This window comes from Streptomyces sp. NPDC018000, from assembly GCF_044328025.1.
Lineage (GTDB): Bacteria > Actinomycetota > Actinomycetes > Streptomycetales > Streptomycetaceae > Streptomyces.
The window spans coordinates 49591-68866 of record NZ_JBIRGM010000005.1; the positions used below are offsets into that span (position 1 = coordinate 49591).

General features: G+C 69.4%; 15 protein-coding genes. 9 read left to right on the forward strand and 6 right to left on the reverse strand.

The window, feature by feature from the left end; translation table 11 throughout:
- Positions 1–18: 18 nt before the first annotated feature.
- The 3 genes from ACH4EW_RS14685 to ACH4EW_RS14695 all read right to left on the reverse strand — a co-directional run bounded on the left by ACH4EW_RS14685 (position 19) and on the right by ACH4EW_RS14695 (position 4649).
- On the reverse strand, positions 19–771 hold the full coding sequence (locus ACH4EW_RS14685) for a LytR/AlgR family response regulator transcription factor (RefSeq protein ID WP_398256226.1): 753 nt from the start codon (positions 769–771) through the stop codon (positions 19–21).
- A 298-nt stretch (positions 772–1069) separates the two neighbouring features.
- Complete coding sequence (locus tag ACH4EW_RS14690) at positions 1070–2461, reverse strand: wax ester/triacylglycerol synthase family O-acyltransferase (protein WP_398256229.1); 1392 nt, start codon at positions 2459–2461, stop codon at positions 1070–1072.
- A gap of 121 nt (positions 2462–2582) precedes the next feature.
- On the reverse strand, positions 2583–4649 hold the full coding sequence (locus tag ACH4EW_RS14695; protein ID WP_398256232.1) for a SpoIIE family protein phosphatase: 2067 nt from the start codon (positions 4647–4649) through the stop codon (positions 2583–2585).
- Between the two features lie 370 nt (positions 4650–5019).
- On the opposite strand from ACH4EW_RS14695, the gene ACH4EW_RS14700 reads away from it, so the two are divergent.
- From ACH4EW_RS14700 to ACH4EW_RS14730, 7 genes are all read left to right on the forward strand, one after another.
- Positions 5020–6387, forward strand: a complete 1368-nt coding sequence (locus ACH4EW_RS14700) for an FAD-dependent oxidoreductase (protein WP_398256235.1) — start codon at positions 5020–5022, stop codon at positions 6385–6387.
- Positions 6388–6709: 322 nt separating this feature from the next.
- A complete protein-coding gene (locus ACH4EW_RS14705) occupies positions 6710–7759 on the forward strand; it encodes an iron-siderophore ABC transporter substrate-binding protein (protein ID WP_398256238.1) in 1050 nt (349 codons plus the stop codon).
- A 17-nt stretch (positions 7760–7776) separates the two neighbouring features.
- Entirely contained in the window at positions 7777–8814 is a 1038-nt protein-coding gene (locus ACH4EW_RS14710; protein WP_398256241.1) for a FecCD family ABC transporter permease, read from the forward strand.
- Complete coding sequence (locus ACH4EW_RS14715) at positions 8811–9875, forward strand: FecCD family ABC transporter permease (protein WP_398256243.1); 1065 nt, start codon at positions 8811–8813, stop codon at positions 9873–9875. Before ACH4EW_RS14710 ends, ACH4EW_RS14715 begins: the two co-directional genes overlap by 4 nt.
- 124 nt (positions 9876–9999) lie before the next feature.
- The gene (locus tag ACH4EW_RS14720) at positions 10000–10854 is read left to right on the forward strand and encodes a YndJ family protein (protein WP_398256245.1); all 855 of its coding nucleotides are present in this window, start codon (positions 10000–10002) and stop codon (positions 10852–10854) included.
- Positions 10851–11363 carry a DUF1990 family protein gene (locus tag ACH4EW_RS14725; protein WP_398256248.1) on the forward strand — a complete coding sequence of 171 codons (513 nt, stop codon included), beginning with the start codon at positions 10851–10853 and terminating at the stop codon, positions 11361–11363. Before ACH4EW_RS14720 ends, ACH4EW_RS14725 begins: the two co-directional genes overlap by 4 nt.
- 104 nt (positions 11364–11467) lie before the next feature.
- Positions 11468–12904 (forward strand): lipase maturation factor family protein, encoded by a 1437-nt coding sequence (locus ACH4EW_RS14730; protein WP_398256250.1) that lies wholly within the window; start codon positions 11468–11470, stop codon positions 12902–12904.
- A 67-nt stretch (positions 12905–12971) separates the two neighbouring features.
- Here ACH4EW_RS14730 and ACH4EW_RS14735 read toward each other — a convergent pair whose 3' ends face one another.
- The gene (locus ACH4EW_RS14735) at positions 12972–13148 is read right to left on the reverse strand and encodes a hypothetical protein (protein ID WP_398256253.1); all 177 of its coding nucleotides are present in this window, start codon (positions 13146–13148) and stop codon (positions 12972–12974) included.
- A gap of 350 nt (positions 13149–13498) precedes the next feature.
- Entirely contained in the window at positions 13499–14983 is a 1485-nt protein-coding gene (locus tag ACH4EW_RS14740) for an SDR family NAD(P)-dependent oxidoreductase (protein ID WP_398256256.1), read from the reverse strand.
- A 317-nt stretch (positions 14984–15300) separates the two neighbouring features.
- Between ACH4EW_RS14740 and ACH4EW_RS14745 the strand changes: the two genes are divergently transcribed.
- Complete coding sequence (locus ACH4EW_RS14745; RefSeq protein WP_398256259.1) at positions 15301–16257, forward strand: DMT family transporter; 957 nt, start codon at positions 15301–15303, stop codon at positions 16255–16257.
- Here ACH4EW_RS14745 and ACH4EW_RS14750 read toward each other — a convergent pair.
- A complete protein-coding gene (locus ACH4EW_RS14750; protein WP_398256262.1) occupies positions 16227–17522 on the reverse strand; it encodes a transglycosylase family protein in 1296 nt (431 codons plus the stop codon). The two genes, ACH4EW_RS14745 and ACH4EW_RS14750, sit on opposite strands and share 31 nt — an antisense overlap.
- Before the next feature lie 266 nt (positions 17523–17788).
- Here ACH4EW_RS14750 and gndA point away from each other — a divergent pair, with 266 nt between their 5' ends.
- Positions 17789–19231, forward strand: a complete 1443-nt coding sequence (gene gndA / locus ACH4EW_RS14755) for an NADP-dependent phosphogluconate dehydrogenase (RefSeq protein ID WP_398256264.1) — start codon at positions 17789–17791, stop codon at positions 19229–19231.
- Positions 19232–19276 lie beyond the last annotated feature (45 nt).

The window sequence follows — 19276 nt, forward strand, 5'->3', positions numbered from 1 at the left end:
AGTCCAAGAAGGGCCTGGTCAGCGGCCGGTCCGGCGCATCAGCAGATCGCGCAGCGCGCGGGTGTGGCGACGGCTCACGGCGAGCTCCGCAGTGCCGATGCGCACGCTCATGCTGCCCGCGTCGAGGCGGAGTTCGTCGATCCGACCCAGCGCGACGAGATGGCGGCGGTGAATGCGTACGAAGCCGCGCGAGCGCCAGCGTTCCTCCAGGGTGGTGAGGGGGACGCGGACGAGGTGGCTGCCGTTGTCGGTGTGCAGCCGGGCGTAGTCGCCATGGGCCTCTGCGTAGGCGATGGCGTCGATCGGGACGAACCGGGTCACTCCGCCGAGCTCCACCGGTATCTGGTCGTTCGCGGTGTCGAGTACGGGTGCGGAGCGGGACCCGACCTGTTCGGCCACACGCCGTACCGCTTCGGCGAGGCGTTCGCGGCGGACCGGCTTGAGGACGTAGTCGACGGCCTTGAGGTCGAAGGCGTGGACGGCGAAGCCCTCGTGTGCGGTGACGAAGACGACGAGCGGAGGTGCGGCGAATCCGGCCAGCAGCTGGGCGACGTCGAGACCGGTGAGGCCCGCCATGTGGATGTCGAGGAAGACGACGTCGATGGCGGACGGGTCGTCGGGGCCCGCATCGACGGCGCCGCCGATGCGGCGCAGCGCCTCGGCGGCCCCAGTGGCGCCCTCGGCGCTGCGGACGCGTGGATCGGCGCGCAGGAGGTAGAGGAGTTCCTCCAGGGCGGGTTCTTCGTCGTCGACGGCGAGTACGCGCAGCATGGGCCGGGATTTTAACGACCTGGGGGGGGCGACGGGGAGTGGATCAGGGAGCGTCGTCGTGCGGCTTCGATTGCAAGGCGGAGGAGAGAGTCGGATGGCGTCTCCCCTGGTCGAGCGAAGCCGAGAGCTCGGGGAAGGCGCATCGATGACCGACGACAACGCGGCAAGCGGAGTCGCAGGGCGGCGCGAGCCCGCTCCCTACCGGCCCCCAGGTCGTAAGGACTGCCCCGTAGGGCGTGCACGGGTTCCGCGCTCCGAGAAACCTGTCCGATCCGTGGCCGATCGGGGCGCAGACCGTTCAGCGAGCGGGCAGCAGTGCCAGCAGCTGCGCCACCTCGTCCTCGACGCAGCCCGCCAGCCGCTCCAGATCGGGCAGCGCCTTGCCGTCGGCCACCAGCCCGACCTGCACCCGGCCGCCGTATGTGGACAGGGCGATGGCCAGGGACTGGCCGCGGGCCAGCGGCGCCATCGGGTAGACGGCGCGCAGCGGGCAGCCGCCGAGCGAGAGTGCCGAGCGCGGCAGGGGCACGCTGGTGACCAGGACGTCGAAGAGCATCCTGGCCGCGTTCCCGGCGATCGGTGCCCCGAAGCGGTGGGCCAGCGAGGGCAGTTGATCGGCGAGCACGGCCACCGCGCCGGCGCCGCGGAAGGGCCCTGCGGACTTGTTGCGGTCCATGGCGGTGCGGACGTTGCGTAGCCGCTTCCAGGGGTCGGGCTCGGAGACGGGGAGCGCGAGCAGATAGGCGGAGAGCTTGTTCCCGGTCGCGGCGGCCTGGCCCGGTCTGCGGCGGGAGACCGGCACGAGGGCGCGCGGGTCCTCGGCGGGCAGCTGTTCGCCGCGCTCCAGCATCCAGCGGCGCAGCGCCCCGACGACGACCGCGAGCAGGACGTCGTTGGTCGTGCCTCCGGCCGCCCGCCGGATCCGCTGCACGGCATCGAGGTCCAGATCCGCGGTGGCCAGCCGCCGGGTACCACTGGAGCTCGCGGTGAGTGCGGGCGCGCCGCGCAGATCGAGGCGACTGGCCCGCACCATGGAGGCGCCGACCCCGAACGCCCGTCCGAGATCCTCGATCCGGCCCAGCGCGAGACCGGCCACCTGGCGCGGGCCCGGCATCCAGGAGCGGGGCGGGGCCGTGCGCGCCCGGCGGGCCGGCATACCGCTGCGGGCGCGTCCGGCGACGGAAGCGATCTCGTCGAAGATCCCGGCTCCGATGGCGACCGCACGCATTCCGTCGGCGAGCGCATGGTGAAGCTTGACGAGCACGGCGAAGGAGCCGCCGTCGACGCAGCCGATCACATACATCTGCCAGGGCGGCAGGCCCCGTTCGAGCGGCCGCTCCATCAGTTCACCGGCGAGCCGGGTGGCGCCCGCCATGAATCCGCCGTCCTCGCCCGGTGACTCCGCCTCGGTCAACTGCACCCGCTCGATGTGCCGGTGCACATCGAAGTCCTTGTCCACGAACCAGGCCGCACCGCCGACCGGCAGCAGTACGTCCCTGACCCGCATCCGCAGCCGGGGAATCGAGGCGGCGCGGGTGCCCAGCAGTTCCAGCACGGTCTCCGGCCCGACGCCGTGCGCCGGGTCGGCAGGAGGGGAGAAGACGGCGAGCGCGCCGAGGTGCATGGGATGGGCATCGGATTCGAGGTGCCAGAAGGCCAGGTCGAGAGGTGCCAGTAGCTCAGTGCCCAACGGATCCTCATGTCATCGAAGACAAAGACTGACGGAGTCGCAGTCAATCGTTTGCGGTCGGTTACGGTCAAGCACATACATGTCACTTTCTGTTACTGTCGGGTAGTGCTCAACATTGCCGTCATTCGCGTTCCGGAATGGCGAATTCACACCACACGCACTTGCCGCTGCCCCGTGACTCCACACCCCACAGGTCCGCCAGCCGGTCCACCAGCATCAGTCCTCGCCCGGACACGGCAGCCTCCCCCGCGTCCCGGCGCCGGGGCAGCGCGCTGGAACGGTCCTCGACGTCGACCCGCAGCCGCCGCTCGGGCCCGGTGAGCACCCGGATGGTGACGATCGCCCCGCCGTCGGTGTGTATCAGCGCGTTGGTGACCAGCTCGTCGGCGGCCAGCTCGACCTCGTCGGCCCGCGTCTCGGCGCCCCAGGCCCGTACCGCCGCACGGATCATGTGCCGCGCGGAGCTCAGCGCCTCCGGGTCGCCCTGTGCCACATACTGCTGGAGCCTGCCGCCCGGCCGGGGTGCGTGAGCGGCCCTTCGCCGCAACAGCAGGACCGCCACATCGTCCTCGCCGCCGCTCTCGTCGACCTTCTCGCAGAGCTGGTCGGCCAGCCGCTGGAGGTCCTGTGGACCGTTGCGCACCATGGACGTCAGCAGTTGCATGCCCTCGTCGAAATCGGCGCCGGGCAGTTCCACCAGACCGTCGGTGAAGAGCACCAGCGTCTGACCGGGGTCCAGCTCGACCGTACCGACCGGGTATTCGAGCCGCCCGAACTCGGCCGAGAGCCCCAGCGGCAGCCCGCCCTCCACGGGCAGCCTCCGGCAGCTGCCGTCGGTGTCACGCACCAGCGGATCCACATGGCCGGCCCTGACCAGCTGCACCACTCCGGTGGTCAGGTCGACCTCGGCGTAGGAGCAGGTCGCGAAGCGGTCGGTGTCCAGCTCATGGAGGAACACGGAGGCCCGGGCCATCACCGTGGCGGGGCTGTGCCCCTCCGCCGCGTAGGCGCGCAGCACGATGCGCAACTGTCCCATGACCGCCGCAGCATGCGTGTCATGGCCCTGTACGTCCCCGATGACGGCCCCGACCCGGCCACCGGGCAGCGGGATGACGTCGTACCAGTCACCCCCGATGTCCCGGCCCAGCCGGGCCGACCGGTATCGCACAGCCACCTGTGCGCCCGGCACGTCCGGGATCCGGCGCGGCAGCATGGCCTGCTGGAGACCCTCGGCGAGATCGTGCTCCTGCTCGTACAGCATGGCCCGCTGCAGACTCTGGGCGATGGAGCTGCCGAGCGCGACGAGCAGATTGCGTTCATCGCCGGTGAAGCCGTCCTTGTCGCTGTAGAGCAGTCCGAGTGCGCCGATGGGCCGGGCCTGGGCGATCAGCGGAAGATAGGCGGCGGAGGTGATGCCGAGGTGGCTGATGTGAGGCCACAGAACCGGGTACGAGGTGGCGAAATCCGAGGCGGACTCGATGAAGCGGGGCGAGAGCGTACTCACCACCTCGCTCATCGGGTACGGCTCGTCCGTCCGGGTGTAGCGGGCGCCGGGCACGAGCGAGTCCTCCGGGCCGCCCGCCACCAGATGGATGCGTCCGGCCTCGATCAGGCCCACGACCAGGCTGGTCGCACCGAGATGTGCCAGGCCCTGCGAGTTCTTCAGCACGTCGATGACGTCCCGGACCGTCCGGGCGTGGGCCAGCGCGGCCGCGGTGCCCTCCACCAGACTGGTGCGGCGCTGCCGCTCCATGTCCAGTTCACGGCGGGCGGTGAAGTGGGCCAGCTCCTGGGTGGCGTCGCGGACGATGCCGATGATGCGACGGGGGCGGCCGGTCTCGTCGCGCTGGATGGAGCCCTGGGTATGGGTCCAGCGCAGTGTGCCGTCGCGTCTCAGGATCCTGAAATACGCGCCGTAATTTCTCTGACCGCTCTTGAGGGCCTGCGCGACCATGGCTTCGAGCCGGACGCCCTCTTCCGGCGGCACCCGCGGCGCGAGCGACTCCGGCCGGTCGCCGTATTCCTCGGCCCGCAGGTCGAAAACATCGAGTGCGGGTCGGTCCATGTGCATGAGGCCACTGTCGAGGTCCCAGTCGAAGCTGCCCATGCGGTTCAGGGCGAGGCTGAGATCCGGGTGGGCGGGCCAGTCGTCCGGGAGTGACAGGGCACCCGCTACCCGATCATCCATGTGGGTCACTCTGCCATCATTTGTCCGATTCTTCGAGCGGGCCCCGCACCGGCGGGGAGATCCGGTGTCGCGCAGTCGGAGCACCTCCCGGCACGTGCCGGGAACGGGCGAAAGCACCCCGGACCGCCCCGAAGGCCGCCCGCCCGGAGATCGCAGGTCCGCTACGGATACCGTGTCCCGTGGAGCACGGTAAGCCCATCCTTACGACCTCGCCCACGATGGGCAGCGGGAGAAGGAGCGGCGCCGGGGGCCTTCGAATCCAAGGCGGAGGTCCCAGGCACCGCGACGCCGCTGACAATCGTGGGCGAGGTCGTTGCTTCTACCCTGCGCCGCACTGCCCGCGTCAGCCCGTTCTAAGGACCTGCACCCCATGACCCGCCCCGTCCGCGTCGCCATAGTCGGAGCCGGCCCCGCCGGAATCTACGCAGCGGACGCACTGCTGAAATCCGAGGCCGCACAGGACCCGGGTGTTTCGATCGACCTGTTCGAGCGGATGCCCGCCCCCTTCGGCCTGATCCGCTACGGAGTGGCCCCCGACCACCCGCGGATCAAGGGCATCGTCCAGGCACTGCACCAGGTGCTCGACAAGCCGCAGTTGCGACTGTTCGGCAACGTCGACTACCCCACCGACATCGGCCTGGACGATCTGCGGTCCTTCTACGACGCGGTGATCTTCTCCACCGGCGCCGACGCGGACCGCGCACTCGACATCCCCGGCAACTCCCTGGACGGCTCCCACGGCGCGGCCGACTTCGTCTCCTGGTACGACGGACACCCGGATGTGGCGCGCACCTGGCCCCTGGAAGCGGAGAAGGTCGCCGTGCTCGGGGTGGGCAATGTGGCCCTGGACGTGGCACGCATGCTCGCCAAGACGGCGGACGAACTGCTGCCGACCGAGATACCCGCGAACGTCTACGAGGGCCTCAAGGCCAACAAGGCCCTGGAAGTGCATGTCTTCGGACGTCGCGGTCCCGCGCAGGCCAAGTTCAGCCCGATGGAACTGCGGGAGCTGGACCACTCACCGAACATCGAGGTCATCGTCAACCCCGAGGACATCGAGTACGACGCGGGCTCCATCGAGACCCGGCGCGGCAACAAGCAGGCCAACATGGTCGCCTCCACGCTGGAGAACTGGGCCATCCGCGACGTGGGCGACCGGCCGCACAAGCTGTTCCTGCACTTCTTCGAGTCCCCGGTGGAGATCCTCGGCGAGGACGGCCGGGTCGTCGGTCTGCGCACCGAGCGGACCGAGCTGGACGGCACCGGGAACGTCAAGGGCACCGGCCGCTTCACCGACTGGGACGTACAGAGCGTCTACCGCGCGGTCGGCTACTACTCGCAGGAGCTCCCGAAGCTCCCGTTCGACGTGGCCTCCGGCACCGTCCCGCACGCCGCGGGGCGTGTCATCGACGGCGAGGGGCCCATGCCGTCGGTGTACGTCACGGGGTGGATCAAGCGCGGCCCGATCGGTCTGATCGGCCACACCAAGGGCGACGCCAATGAGACGGTCGCCTGCCTCCTGGACGACCACGCCACGGGTCGGCTTCCCGCCCCGGAACAGCCCGAGCCGGAGGCCGTCACCGCCTTCCTGGAAGAGCGCGGCGTCCGCTACACCACCCGCGACGGCTGGTACCGCCTGGACGCGCACGAGCAGGCTCTGGGCGCGGAGCAGGGACGCGAGAGGATCAAGGTCGTGGAGCGCGACGCCATGCTGGACGCTTCCGAGCCCCGCTCCTGACAGTACGCACCGATGTCCGGTCGGCCGCCACCGGCGGCCGACCCGACGGGCGGCACCGTCCGTCCCGGCAAGGCCGCCCGGCTTGTGACCCGCTCAACGGCCCTGCAGCGCCTTGAGGTTCACGTTTGTCATGATCTCGACAATCCACTGCACCCAACGCCAGATCGGCCCAGACTTTTCGTCAATGAGCCCGAACCAAAGGCGATTACCGGTAACCGGAGGCCGGTTGTAGACAGAAGCCAACTTAGCTTAGGCTTACCTAACCCTTCGCAGTCCGCGTGGGATCCAACGGCTCCGTCCACCAACCCATGAGGAAACACCCATGTCCCGGTTCACCCGCGTGCGTCGCCGGACGCTCGCCGCAACTGCCACCGCGGCAGCTTTCGTTCTCGTCCTCGGCGGTTGTTCGTCGAACGACGACGGCAAGGAGACCTCCGGCGCATCCGGGAAGAGCGGCGGAGCGTTCCCCGTCTCGATCAAGAGCGCCCTCGGCACCGCCGAGATCGAGCAACAGCCCGAACGGATCGTCACCCTCGGCCAGGGCTCGGCGGAGACCGCCATCGCGCTCGGCCACACCCCGGTGGGCATGGAGAGCTACGAGTGGGGCAGCGACAGGACGGGCTATCTGCCCTGGATCCACGAGGCGGTGAAGAAGTCCGGCGACAAGCTGCCGACGCAGTTCACGGGTGGTGAGGACATCGACTTCGAGGCCATCACCGAGCTCGAACCGGATGTCATCCTGGCGCCGTGGTCCGGGATCACGCAGAAGGATTACGACATCCTCAAGGACATCGCCCCCACCGTCGCCTACCCCGATCTGGCGTGGAGCACGGACTGGGACCAGCAGATAGACATCATCGCCAAGGCGCTGGGGCAGCCGGACAAGGCGAAGACCCTCATCTCGGAGATCGAGAAGCAACTGTTCGACGCGGCAGCGACCCGGCCGGACTACAAGAACTACACATTCTCGTACATCTACAACACCGGCCCCGGCACCCTCGGCGTGTTCAAGCCCGACGAGCAGCGCGTCAAGATGGTGTCCTCCCTCGGCCTCACCGTCGACCCGGTGGTGAACACCTTCAAGGAGACCAAGGGCACCGACTCGGCGCTCATCGGTCTGGAGAACGCCGAGAAGCTGAAGGACAGCGACCTGGTCTTCACCTTCTACATGGACGACAAGTCCCGCAAGGAAATCGAGGCTCAGCCGCTGTACGCGGCGATCCCCGCGGTCAAGAGCGGCGCCGTGGTCTCCAGCAAGGACAACTCCTTCGTCACGGCCTCCTCGATCATCAACCCGCTCACCGTGCCGTGGGTGATCGACCGCTACCTGCCGCTGATCGACAAGGCCATCAAGGCCGCCGACAACGGCTGAGGCCGGCCACCACCCACATGGCCACCACCACACACGCACCGCCGAGCGGTGCCGGCACCTCACGGACCGTCACCGCTCGGCGGGTGTATTCCCTCGTCATCGCAGTCGTCGTCCTCGTTCTCGCCGTGTTCGCGAGCGTCATGTTCGGCAGCCGGACCACCTCGTTCAGCGATGTGCTGCACGTCCTGTCCGGCACCGCCGATCCGAATGTCACCACCATCGTCGAGAGCCGCTGTCCGAGGACCGCGCTCGGTGTACTCGCCGGTCTCTGTCTGGCCGTCTCGGGCACGCTCATGCAGGGCGTGACCCGTAATCCGCTGGCCGATCCCGGTCTCCTCGGTATCAACGCGGGCGCCTCCGCGAGCATCGTCGCCGCGACGGCCTTCCTGGGGGCGTCGGGCAGTACGGAAACCATGTGGTGGGCGCTGCCGGGAGCGCTGATCGCCGGCCTGCTCGTCCATGCGATCGGATCGGCGGGTTCGGGCAGCGGACCGGTGCGGCTCGTGCTCGCCGGTGCGGTGCTCTCCGCCGTGCTGATGGCGTTCATCCAGGCGGTGACCCTGAGCCGGCCGCAGGTGTTCGACAGCTACCGGTACTGGGTCGTCGGCGCGCTAGGCGGCAGGGACTTCGACGTCTTCCTGTCGGTTCTGCCGTTCGCCGTGGTCGGTCTGGTGATGGCCGCGGTGCTGGGGCCCGGCCTCAACACGCTCGCACTCGGTGACTCGACCGCGGCGTCTCTCGGGGCGAATCCGGCCCTGGTCCGGGCGGGCGGCCTGCTCTCGGCCACACTGCTGAGCGCCGCGGCAACTGCGGCGGTCGGCCCGATCGCCTTCGTCGGCCTGGCCGTTCCGCATGTGGTGCGGGCCCTGGTCGGTGTCGACTTTCGTGAGCAGATCCTTTTCTCGGCTCTGGTCGGTCCCGCGCTGCTGCTCCTCGCGGATGTCGTGGGGCGGGTGGTCATGCGCCCGCAGGAACTGATGGTCGGTGTCGTGACAGCGTTCATCGGGGCGCCCGCACTGCTCATTGCCGTACGCAGGATGAGGGGCAACGCATGACGTCGCATCAGGCCGGATTCCCTACCGCCTCGCCCAGGGGGTTGCTGACGATCGGCAGGGCGGTGGCGTTGCCGTTCCGGCGCGTGTCCGTGCTGACGGCACTTGTGCTGTTCGTGCTGCTCGTGGTGGCCGCCGTCGCCACGCTGTCGCTCGGGCGGCTGGGCATTCCGCTCGCCGATCTCATCGGGGCGGTGACGGGCGGGGCCGAGGGCAAGAACGCATTCGTCCTGGAACGCCTGCGCGGCCCGCGTCTGGTGGTCGCCATGGGCACCGGCGCGGCGCTCGGTCTTTCCGGGGCACTGTTCCAGTCCGTCACCCGCAATCCGCTCGGCAGCCCGGATGTGATCGGGCTGGCGTCCGGTGCCGGCGCGGGCGCCGCGATCACCGCGCTGATGTTCCCGGACACCGTACCGGTGGCACTCGGCGCACTGCTCGGTGCCGTCCTCGCCATGGTGCTGGTCCATGTGTCGACCGGCACCGGGTTCCGCAACCCCGCACGGCTCGTCGTCGCCGGAATCGGTGTCGCCGCGATCGGCACGGCGGTCACCCAGTACGTCGTCTACGCCATGGAACGCGACCGGGCCGCCGTCCTCACCGCCTACGTCAACGGCAGCCTGTCGGCACGGTCCTGGGACGACGCCACCACCATCTGGCTCGTCCTGCTGGTCGTGGCCCCACTCGCCGCCCTGATCGCACGGCGGCTGGACATCGGGGAGATGGGCGACGACATCGCGGGCGCACTCGGATCCGAGCCCCGCAGCACGAAGACGATCGCCATCGTGCTGGCGATCGTGCTCTCGGCGGGCGCCGTCAGTGTCGCCGGGCCGATCGCGTTCATCTCGCTGACGGCTCCGCAGATCGCCAAGCGGATCACCCGGGTCTCCGGCCCGCACCTGTTGCTGTCGGCGCTGACCGGCGCGCTGCTGCTGGTGATCGCGGATCTCTGTGCCCAGCAACTGCCGCTGTTCGAAAGCCTGCCCGTGGGGATCTACACGATGGCCATCGGGGGTGTGTACCTCGGCTGGCTGCTGGTACGGGAGTGGCGCCGGGGAGTGCTGTGAGGCCCTTCGGGGCCCCAGGCGTGCATCGCCTGCCCCCACCCCAAGGCCCATCTTGAACACGTTCAAGATGGGCCTTAGAGTCATCGCCGAGCACACTTGAACACGTTCAAGTCGGGGAGTGGTCATGTCAGTCCTGGTCGGTCTGATCGTCATGCTGGGCATGCTGGTGGTGGTTCCGGTGGGGCTGCGGCTGGACGGTGCGCCCGAGCTGGACCGGATGCGCCGTCTGTGGCCGCTCTTCGCCGTGCCCGGCGCCGTCGCACTCTGGCTGCCGCGCGGCGGGCCCGCCACCACCCTCGCAATCTGCTATGCGCTCGGTGCCGTACTCCTCGCCCTGCACGCCCCGTCACGGCTGCTCCGCAACCTCGCAGCGTCCGGAACCTCCGCCGTGGCGCCCAACGAAATCGCCCTGCTCACCGCCCTGGTCACCCCTTCGATCGCCGCCATCGCGCTGGTCGCCGAACGCTCGGGGCACACGCTCTTCGGCTTCGGGCTCGGCATCCTGGCACTGACCGTGCCGCACTTCCACTACGCCGGATTCGCCGCCGCGCTGGTCTCGGGGCTCGTCTGCCGGATCGCCGACAGCGCTGCGGGAAGGTTCGCTGCGCTGAGCGTGCCGCTGGGCACCCTGCTCGTCCTGATCGGATATTTCATCGGGGACTGGGCCGAGCTGGCCGGGGCAGTCGTTCTGACAGCGGGAATGTGGACCGTCGCCCTGCTCACCTGGCGATCGATCCGCGACGGGCAACGGGACCCGATCACCCGGCTGCTGCTCGCCACCTCGTCCGCCGTGCTCGCGGTCACCATGGTGCTGGCGCTGAGCTGGGCACTCGGCGAGGCCGCCGGACTCCCTCACCCCACGCTGACGTGGATGACCGCCACCCACGGTCTCGGCAACGCACTCGGCTTCGCGCTCTGCTCCATGCTTGCCTGGCGCAGACTCCAGAACCACACCGATCACGAAGGCAGGACCGCATGAACACCTTCACCTACCCCGAGGTCGGAGTCACTCGCCTCGGCCCGCTCCCCGACGGCTACAGCCACCTGCACCACCGGACCCGGGTCGGGCACGGCCGGGCCGACTTCGAGGCGGCGGGCGCGGCGGTCACCGAATGGCGCATGCATCGCACCAGCGGAGCCCGGGTCCGCGCGTCGGCGCCCCGCGCCGAGGCCGGGGTCCTCGTGCGGGTGTCGCTCGGCATCGGCCCGTTCCGGTTCGTCGCACCCTGCCGGGTCGTCTGGGCGGCGTACGAGAAGCACCGCATCGGATTCGGCTACGGGACGCTGGTCCGGCACCCCGAGTGCGGTGAGGAGTCCTTCGTGGTGGAGCTGGCGGACGACGGGGCCGTGTGGTTCACCGTCATGGCGTTCAGCCGACCGGCGGCCTGGCACACCCGGCTCGCGGGGCCTGTCGTACCGGTGATCCAGCGGTGGTACGCCCGTCGGCTCGGCACCACGCTGCGCCAAATCGTCACCGAAAGCCGGTAACGACCTCGCCCACGATGGGCCGCGACGCCGCTGACAATCGTGAGCGAGGTCGTGAGCGCGGGTCTGAAGGGCCGAGCCGCGTCACCGGACCGATACTGGAAACGATGGAGTGGTTCACCGCAGACGGCTACTGGCTCAGCCGGCTGATCTTCCAGCGGGCTCTGGCCGGCATCTATCTGGTCGCGTTTCTCACCGCAGCCCTCCAGTTCCGGGCGCTGATCGGCGAGAGCGGCATGCTGCCGGTACCCGATTTCCTGCGGCGTACGGACTGGCGCAGCACGCCCGGCCTCTTCCGGCTCCACTACTCCGACCGCTTCTTCGCCCTCGTCTGCTGGGCCGGCTGCGCGCTCGCCGTCGCACTGATGGCGGGCGTGGACGCTCATGTTCCGCTCTGGGCGGCGATGGTGCTCTGGGCGCTGCCCTGGGCTCTCTATCTGTCGATCGTCCAGGTCGGCCAGACCTGGTACGGCTTCGGCTGGGAGTCCCTGCTGCTGGAGACCGGCTTCCTCGCCGTCTTTCTCGGCAACGGGGACACGGCACCGCCCGTGCTGGTGCTGTGGCTGCTGCGCTGGGTGCTGTTCCGGGTGGAGTTCGGCGCCGGGTTGATCAAGATCCGCGGCGACGAGTGCTGGCGCAATCTGACGTGTCTGTACTTCCACCATGAGACCCAGCCGATGCCGGGACCGCTGAGCTGGTTCTTCCACCGGCTGCCGAGGCCCGTTCACCGGGTCGAGGTGGCGGCCAACCATGTCACTCAACTCCTGGTGCCGGTCCTCCTCTTCACTCCGCAGCCGGTGGCGAGCGCGGCCGCCGGGCTGATGATCGTCACCCAGCTGTGGCTGGTCGTCTCGGGTAACTTCGCCTGGCTGAACTGGGTGACGATCACTCTCGCCCTCTCCGCCGTCGACTGGTCCCTGTTCGCTGAGCCGCCCGCACAGTCCGCGCCGCCGCTCTGGTACGAGATCGTCGTCATCGCGGTCACCGCGCTGGTCGTGTTCCTCAGCTACCGCCCGGCACGCAATCTGATCTCCCGCCGCCAGGTGATGAATCGCTCGTTCGACCCGCTGCATCTGGTCAATACCTACGGTGCGTTCGGCAGCATCAGCCGGGTCCGGCTGGAGGTGGTGGTCGAGGGCACCGACGAGCAGCTGCTCCACGACGGCACGGTCTGGCAGGAGTACGGCTTCCGCGGCAAGCCGGGCGATCCGCGCCGGCTGCCGCGCCAGTTCGCCCCGTATCATCTGCGGCTCGACTGGCTGATGTGGTTCGCGGCGCTCTCCCCCGCGTACGCGGGCCCCTGGTTCGGCCCCTTCGTGGCGCGGCTGCTGGAGAACGACCGGGACACGCTGCGGCTGCTGCGTCACAACCCGTTCCCCGAGGTCCCGCCTGCACATGTCCGCGCCAGGTTGTACCACTACCGGTACACGACCTGGCGCGAACTGCGGGCCACGGGGCACTGGTGGCACCGCACCTACGTGCGGGACTTCATGCCCCCCGTCTCGCTCGGTCCCTCCCGGGTCAGCCCGACCGGACGGCCTTGAACTGCCGAGCTCCGCCCCACCCCCTCACGGGGGCGGACCGGAGCTCTTGTGTGAAGGTGTGAAGCGGTCAGTCGACGCTGGGCAGGATGTGCGGCTCGGCGAGGTCGTCCTCGTAGCCGGCCAGCCGGATCGGTGCGGACCTGGCCCAGACCTCGATGTTCCGGAGCTTCTCGGGCCTGCGGGGCCGCTCTCCGTGCCGTTCGTTCGGTCGCTTCTCGCGCTTCGTCAGTTCTGGTGTCGTCACCGCGCACTCCTTTGTGTCGCGTAACCCCGGGGGCGTCGCCGACGCCGCGGCCTCATTACCGGGGGTCGAGCACCCGCGAGGGGCAGGGGCAAGAACGGTTCGGTCGCGGTGGCGCCGGGTATGGGGCGGGACGGCGACGTGGTTGACAGGTCTGCCCCAGGACGGTCGAGGAGGTTTTGTGGACTCCTCGATGACGTCCGTTCGCATCAGGGTAACCAAATGAGCGCGATCGCGCTCGATAGAATGTGTGCACTAGGTCACTTTCAGCCATCGAGTACGGAAAAGACCCGGCCGGGAACGAGTCCCGGGCCGGGTCCACCGCGCCGCATGAACGCTGCGCAATCGGTTGACTACCAGTTGGCGGGCGCGTAGTCCTTGAGGAAGCAGCCGTACAGGTCCTCGCCCGCCTCGCCGCGCACGATCGGGTCGTAGACGCGGGCGGCGCCGTCGACCAGGTCGAGCGGGGCGTGGAAGCCCTCTTCGGCCAGGCGGATCTTGTCGGGGTGCGGGCGCTCGTCGGTGATCCAGCCGGTGTCGACGGCTGTCATCAGGATGCCGTCCTTCTGGAACATCTCCTGGGCGCTGGTGCGCGTGAGCATGTTCAGCGCGGCCTTGGCCATGTTGGTGTGCGGGTGGCCCGCGCCCTTGTAGCCACGGCTGAACACGCCCTCCATCGCGGAGACGTTGACCACGTAGGCGCGCTCGGCGGCGGTCGCCGCCATTGCCGGGCGGAGCCGGCTGATCAGGATGAACGGCGCGGTGGAGTTGCAGAGCTGGACTTCCAGCAGCTCGATCGGTTCGACCTCTTCGACGGTCTGGATCCAGCTGTTGGTGTCATGCAGGTCGGGTACGAGGCCGCCCGCGTCGATCGCCGTTCCGGCGGCGATCCGCTCCAGGGAGGCGGACCCGGTGACCAGGGCGAGCTCGGTGACGTCCTGCGCGCTCAGTCCTTCCTTGCGGGCGGCCGGGAGAGCCGCGACACGGTCGACGGTGCCGCTGCCGAAAGTACCGATGACCTCGGCGGCAGGAAGCTCACCCGCCGGAAGCGGGGCGGACTCGGCGTTGACCAGTTCGCTGTACGCGTTCGCGGAGCGGCGCACGGTCTGTGCCGCGTTGTTGATCAGAATGTCCAGCGGGCCCTCGGCCGCGACCGAGTCGGCGAGCGCGACGACCTGGGCGGGGTCGCGCAGATCGATGCCGACGATCTTCAGCCGGTGGATCCACTCGTCGCTGTCCGGCATCGCCTTGAAGCGGCGGATCGCGTCATTGGGGAATCGGGTGGTGATGGTGGTGTGCGCACCGTCGCGCAGCAGCCGCAGCGCGATGTACATGCCGATCTTCGCGCGGCCGCCGGTGAGGAGCGCGCGCCGGCCGGTGAGGTCGGTCCGTGCGTCGCGGCGCGAACGGTTCTCCTTGGCGCACTGCTGGCAGAGCTGGTGGTAGAACGCGTCCACCTCGACGTACCTGGTCTTGCAGATGTAGCAGGACCGGGGCCGCTGGAGGACGCCCGCGATCTCGCCACGGGTCGAGGACGACGGCAGGACCCCCTGGGTCTCGTCGTCGATACGGTCGGCCGAACCGGTCGCGGTGGCCTCGGTGACGGCCTTGTCGTGCGCGGTCTTGGCGGCGCGGCGCTCCTGACGGCGGCGCTGCTTCACGGTCCTGTAGATCCCGGCCGTGGCGCGGCGCACGGTGATGGCGTCGGGGTGGTCGACCTCGATGTTGTCGAGTTCGTCGAGCACGCTCAGGCAGACGGCCAGCCGCTCCGGGTCGATACCGGGACCGAACTCCTCAGTACCGGGAGCGAGCTCAGGGCTGTCCTCTGTCACCGTCATTGCCGTTCCTCTGTCGCTTGTCACTCGTGGCGCCGACCGCCATACATGGTCCTGCCGGGCCGAACGCCCCGATCAAGTCTGCCATGCACCGGATGCTGCTCCGTTCGCGTGACTTCACAGGGCTCGCGGTACGCAGTGCGAAGAATCCGCCCACGGAGGCCGCTGACGGCTCGTCCATCACGCTGCTCCTTCCTCCGGAGGGAGGACCACCGTCGGCAGGAGGACCCCGGAGCCATTCCCGTACTACCGAGGCAGTACGCAGGATCGCCGCCTCAAGGACGACGACGCAGCCGCTTCGAAGGGACATTGTGGTGTGCATGAGTTCCCTTGCGCTGTCCGTGCTTCTGTCACTGGTCTCCGCGGTCGCCTACGCCGCCGGGGCGATCGTCCAGGAGCGCGTGGCCACGGCTGGAGACGGCCGCTCGCTCGCGCCCTTACGCAACCGTGTCTGGTGGGCCGCCGTGGCACTGAACGGTGTGGGCGCGGTGCTGCATGTCGTGGCGCTGGCCTACGGTCCGCTCAGTCTCGTCCAGCCGCTCGGCGCGCTGACCATCGTCTTCGCCCTGCCGATGGCGGCACTCTTCGTACGCCGCCGGGCAGGTGCCACCGCATGGCGCGGCGCGATCATGGCGACCGTCGGTCTGGCCGGCCTGCTCGCGCTCACCGGGAACGCCGAGCCGCATACCCTGAGCGGCCCGGATCAGCTGATGCTCGCCGGCGTGGCGATCGGTGCGGTCGCGTCCCTCTTCCTGATCTCCAAGGGCTCGAACCGGCCGGTGGTGCGCAGCGTGATCCTGGCCGGGGCCGCAGGCGTCGCCTTCGGTATCGCCTCGGTGTTCACGAAGACGGTGACCGTGCAGTGGGCCTCCGGTGCGGCAGGGGCCGGTATGCCGGCGCTGGTGGCGATAGCCGCTTTTGCGGCCGCTGGGCTGCTGCTCTCCCAGACCGCATACCGGGGCGCCGGGCTGACCGCGCCGCTGGCCACGGTGACGGTGGTGAACCCGGTGATGGCCGCAGCTGTCGGCATCACCCTGTTCGACGAGCAGTTCCGGCTCGGCACGGCGGGCACCATGCTCGCGCTGGCCTGCGGGGTGGTCGCCGCGGGCGGGCTGATACTCCTCACGACGGAGCGGCTGGGCGCGGAGCACCGCGCCGAAGGAACTGCGGAACCGGCGTCGGGTCTGGCCCGGCCGACTGAGACGCGGACGGTCGTCGTTCTTCCCGAGCACGCGGCAGGGGCCGTTCAGACGCTGACGCCGCCCGCCCTGAGGTAGGCCAGCGGGTCGATGTCCGAGCCGTAACCGGGGCCGGTACGGATCTCGAAGTGCAGGTGCGGACCGGTGACGTTCCCGGTCGAGCCCGAGCGCGCAATCCGCTGGCCTGCGGAGACATGCCGGCCCTCACGCACATGAAGCGCGGACAGATGGGCGTACTGGCTGTACTTGCCGTCGCTGTGCCGGATGACGATCTGGTATCCGTACGCCCCCGCCCAGCCGGCCGATACGACCGTACCGGAGCCGACCGCCTTCACCGAAGTGCCGGTCGGGACAGGGAAATCGACACCGGTGTGATGGCCACTGGCCCAGGAACCGGCCTGGTGGTACGGGGTACCGATACCCGCCGCGACCGGCGCGACGAGGCCGTCGGAGTGCTTCTCCGCTCGCTGCGGTTTGTGGCTCTCGGTCTTCTTCGGGCGCTGCTTCGGCCTGGCGGGCTGGTGTTGGGGCTTCGCGGCCCCGTGTTGGGGCTTCGCCGTTTGCTGCTTCGGCTCGGTGGTCCGGTGCTGCGGCTCTGCCCTCTGATGCGGTACGGTCTCCGGCTTCGCGGCCGCCGTCGAGCCCGCCTCGGAATCCGCTTTCGGTGCCTGGGCCACATCGAGGCTCAGACGCTGTCCCGGAAAGATGAGATCCGGATCGTCCCCCACGACCGTGCGGTTCGCCGCATACAGATGCTGCCAGCCGCCCCTGACATGCTTGGTCGCCGCGATCGCGGAGAGCGAGTCACCGGTGGCCACGGTGTACGACTCGCGCTTGCCGGGCACGTTGGTCGGCTCGGCGGGCGTGGACGTCCGCTTGGTCCCCGGCTTCCCGGCGGCGGCCTTCCCGGGTGCTTGTACGTGGCTGGTCCGCTGCGACTGCGGGTTGATGCCGGGGGCTTCCCCGCCCTTGGTCAGCCCCGCCCGTGTCGAGCAACCCGGCCAGGCGCCGGGCCCCTGCCTTTCGAGCACCTTCTCCGCGATGGCTATCTGCTGGTCCCTGGTGGCCAGATCGGCGCGCGGGGCGTAGACCGTGCCGCCGTAGGCCGCCCAGGTCGACCGGGTGAACTGAAGGCCACCGAAGTAGCCGTTGCCGCTGTTGATGTGCCAGTTTCCGGTGGACTCGCAGGCGGCTACCTTCTCCCAGACATCCGTCGAGGCGGCGCCCGCCGACGCGGCTGCGATGAGCGGGAGCGCGATGCCCACACCGCCGACGGTCACCGTGAGCGAGGCACGGTTGAGCCGGCTGGGCTGATATCTGCGGTGCCGTCCGTTTGCGGCCATGACTTGGTTCCCCCACTGGCATTAGGACACGTCGCAAGCGCTCAACTTATGGTCGGACAAAGGCCGGTGACAAGAGCCTGAGACGAAGTCCCGCATCACGGACGGATGTACCGGTGGACATCCACCAGCACATCCGGACGGTGAGCGCCCGGCCTGTGAGACATCTCGGGCCGAGCCCATACGGCCCATGCTGAACAGGCTGTCTCCACTCCCCGTATCCATACTGAAGATCCCGGCGTCCCCCACACGGATTGAAGAGCAGACAGATGAGCGGCACTGCGCAGATCGGCATCACAGGGCTCGCGGTCATGGGCCGCAATCTCGCTCGTAACTTCGCCCGCAACGGCTTCACGGTCGCCGCGCACAACCGCACAACCGCGAAGACGGACGCCCTGGTCAAGGAGTTCGGCGACGAGGGTTCCTTCGTCGCCGCGCGCACACCGGAGGAGTTCGTCGCGGCTCTGGAACGTCCGCGCCGACTGGTCATCATGGTGAAGGCGGGGGATCCGACGGACGCCGTGATCCAGGAGTTCGCCCCGCTCCTCGAAGAGGGCGACGTCATCATCGACGGCGGCAACGCACACTTCGAGGACACCCGCCGCCGTGAGAAGAAACTGCGCGAGCGCGGCATTCACTTCGTGGGCATCGGCATCTCAGGCGGCGAGGAGGGCGCGCTGAACGGGCCGAGCATCATGCCGGGCGGCTCGTCCCAGTCGTACGAATCGCTGGGGCCGCTGCTGGAGAAGATCGCCGCCAAGGCGAAGGACGGCACCCCGTGCACCACCCACATCGGTCCCGACGGTGCCGGGCACTTCGTGAAGATGGTCCACAACGGCATCGAGTACGCGGACATGCAGCTGATCGCGGAGGCGTACCACCTGCTGCGTGCCGTGGCGGGCTACTCCCCCGCGAAGATCGCCGAGACATTCCGCAGCTGGAATACCGGCCGCCTGGACTCGTATCTGATCGAGATCACAGCCGAGGTCCTCGCCCACACCGACGCCACCACCGGAAAGCCCTTCGTCGACATCGTGCAGGACCGGGCGGAGCAGAAGGGCACAGGCCGCTGGACGGTGCAGATCGCGCTGGATCTGGGGGTGCCCGTCTCCGGTATCGCGGAGGCCGTCTTCGCCCGCTCGCTGTCCGGCCATGCGGATCTGCGCGAGGCGGCGCAGGGCCTGCCGGGCCCGTCGCCCACGGCACTCGGCGAGACGGAGGCGGCGGCCTTCGCCGACCGGGTGGAGCAGGCGCTGTACGCGTCCAAGATCGTCTCGTACACGCAAGGGTTCCACCAGATCCGGGCGGGCAGCGAAACCTACGACTGGAACATCGACCTCGGCGCGGTGGCGGCGATCTGGCGGGCCGGGTGCATCATCAGGGCCGCGTTCCTGGATCGGATCCGGGCGGCCTACGACGCCCGCCCCGGCCTGCTGAGCCTGCTCTCCGACGAGCAGTTCGCCGAGGAGATCGGTGCGGCGCAGGACGACTGGCGCAGGGTGGTCGCCGAGGCGGTACGGCAGGGGGTGCCGACGCCCGGGTTCGCAGCCGCGCTCTCGTACTACGACGGACTGCGCGCGGACCGGCTGCCCGCGGCGCTCACCCAGGGGCAGCGCGACTTCTTCGGGGCGCACACATACCGGCGTACGGACCGCGAGGGCTCCTTCCACACGCTCTGGGGCGGCGACCGGTCGGAGGTCGAAGCGGGCTGATGCACGCGGCGCCGGTGGGCGCTGAACGCCCCGCGCCTCGGATGC

Excerpts from the sequence above, each read along its gene's own strand:
- ACH4EW_RS14710 (WP_398256241.1), top strand. The coding sequence starts at position 7,777 with ATGGCCACCACCACACACGCACCGCCGAGCGGTGCCGGCACCTCACGG.
- ACH4EW_RS14730 (WP_398256250.1), top strand. The coding sequence starts at position 11,468 with ATGGAGTGGTTCACCGCAGACGGCTACTGGCTCAGCCGGCTGATCTTC.
- ACH4EW_RS14685 (WP_398256226.1), bottom strand. The coding sequence starts at position 771 with ATGCTGCGCGTACTCGCCGTCGACGACGAAGAACCCGCCCTGGAGGAA.
- gndA (WP_398256264.1), top strand. The coding sequence starts at position 17,789 with ATGAGCGGCACTGCGCAGATCGGCATCACAGGGCTCGCGGTCATGGGC.
- ACH4EW_RS14745 (WP_398256259.1), top strand. The coding sequence starts at position 15,301 with ATGAGTTCCCTTGCGCTGTCCGTGCTTCTGTCACTGGTCTCCGCGGTC.
- ACH4EW_RS14705 (WP_398256238.1), top strand. The coding sequence starts at position 6,710 with ATGTCCCGGTTCACCCGCGTGCGTCGCCGGACGCTCGCCGCAACTGCC.
- ACH4EW_RS14720 (WP_398256245.1), top strand. The coding sequence starts at position 10,000 with ATGTCAGTCCTGGTCGGTCTGATCGTCATGCTGGGCATGCTGGTGGTG.
- ACH4EW_RS14715 (WP_398256243.1), top strand. The coding sequence starts at position 8,811 with ATGACGTCGCATCAGGCCGGATTCCCTACCGCCTCGCCCAGGGGGTTG.
- ACH4EW_RS14725 (WP_398256248.1), top strand. The coding sequence starts at position 10,851 with ATGAACACCTTCACCTACCCCGAGGTCGGAGTCACTCGCCTCGGCCCG.
- ACH4EW_RS14750 (WP_398256262.1), bottom strand. The coding sequence starts at position 17,522 with ATGGCCGCAAACGGACGGCACCGCAGATATCAGCCCAGCCGGCTCAAC.
- ACH4EW_RS14695 (WP_398256232.1), bottom strand. The coding sequence starts at position 4,649 with ATGGATGATCGGGTAGCGGGTGCCCTGTCACTCCCGGACGACTGGCCC.
- ACH4EW_RS14700 (WP_398256235.1), top strand. The coding sequence starts at position 5,020 with ATGACCCGCCCCGTCCGCGTCGCCATAGTCGGAGCCGGCCCCGCCGGA.
- ACH4EW_RS14740 (WP_398256256.1), bottom strand. The coding sequence starts at position 14,983 with ATGACGGTGACAGAGGACAGCCCTGAGCTCGCTCCCGGTACTGAGGAG.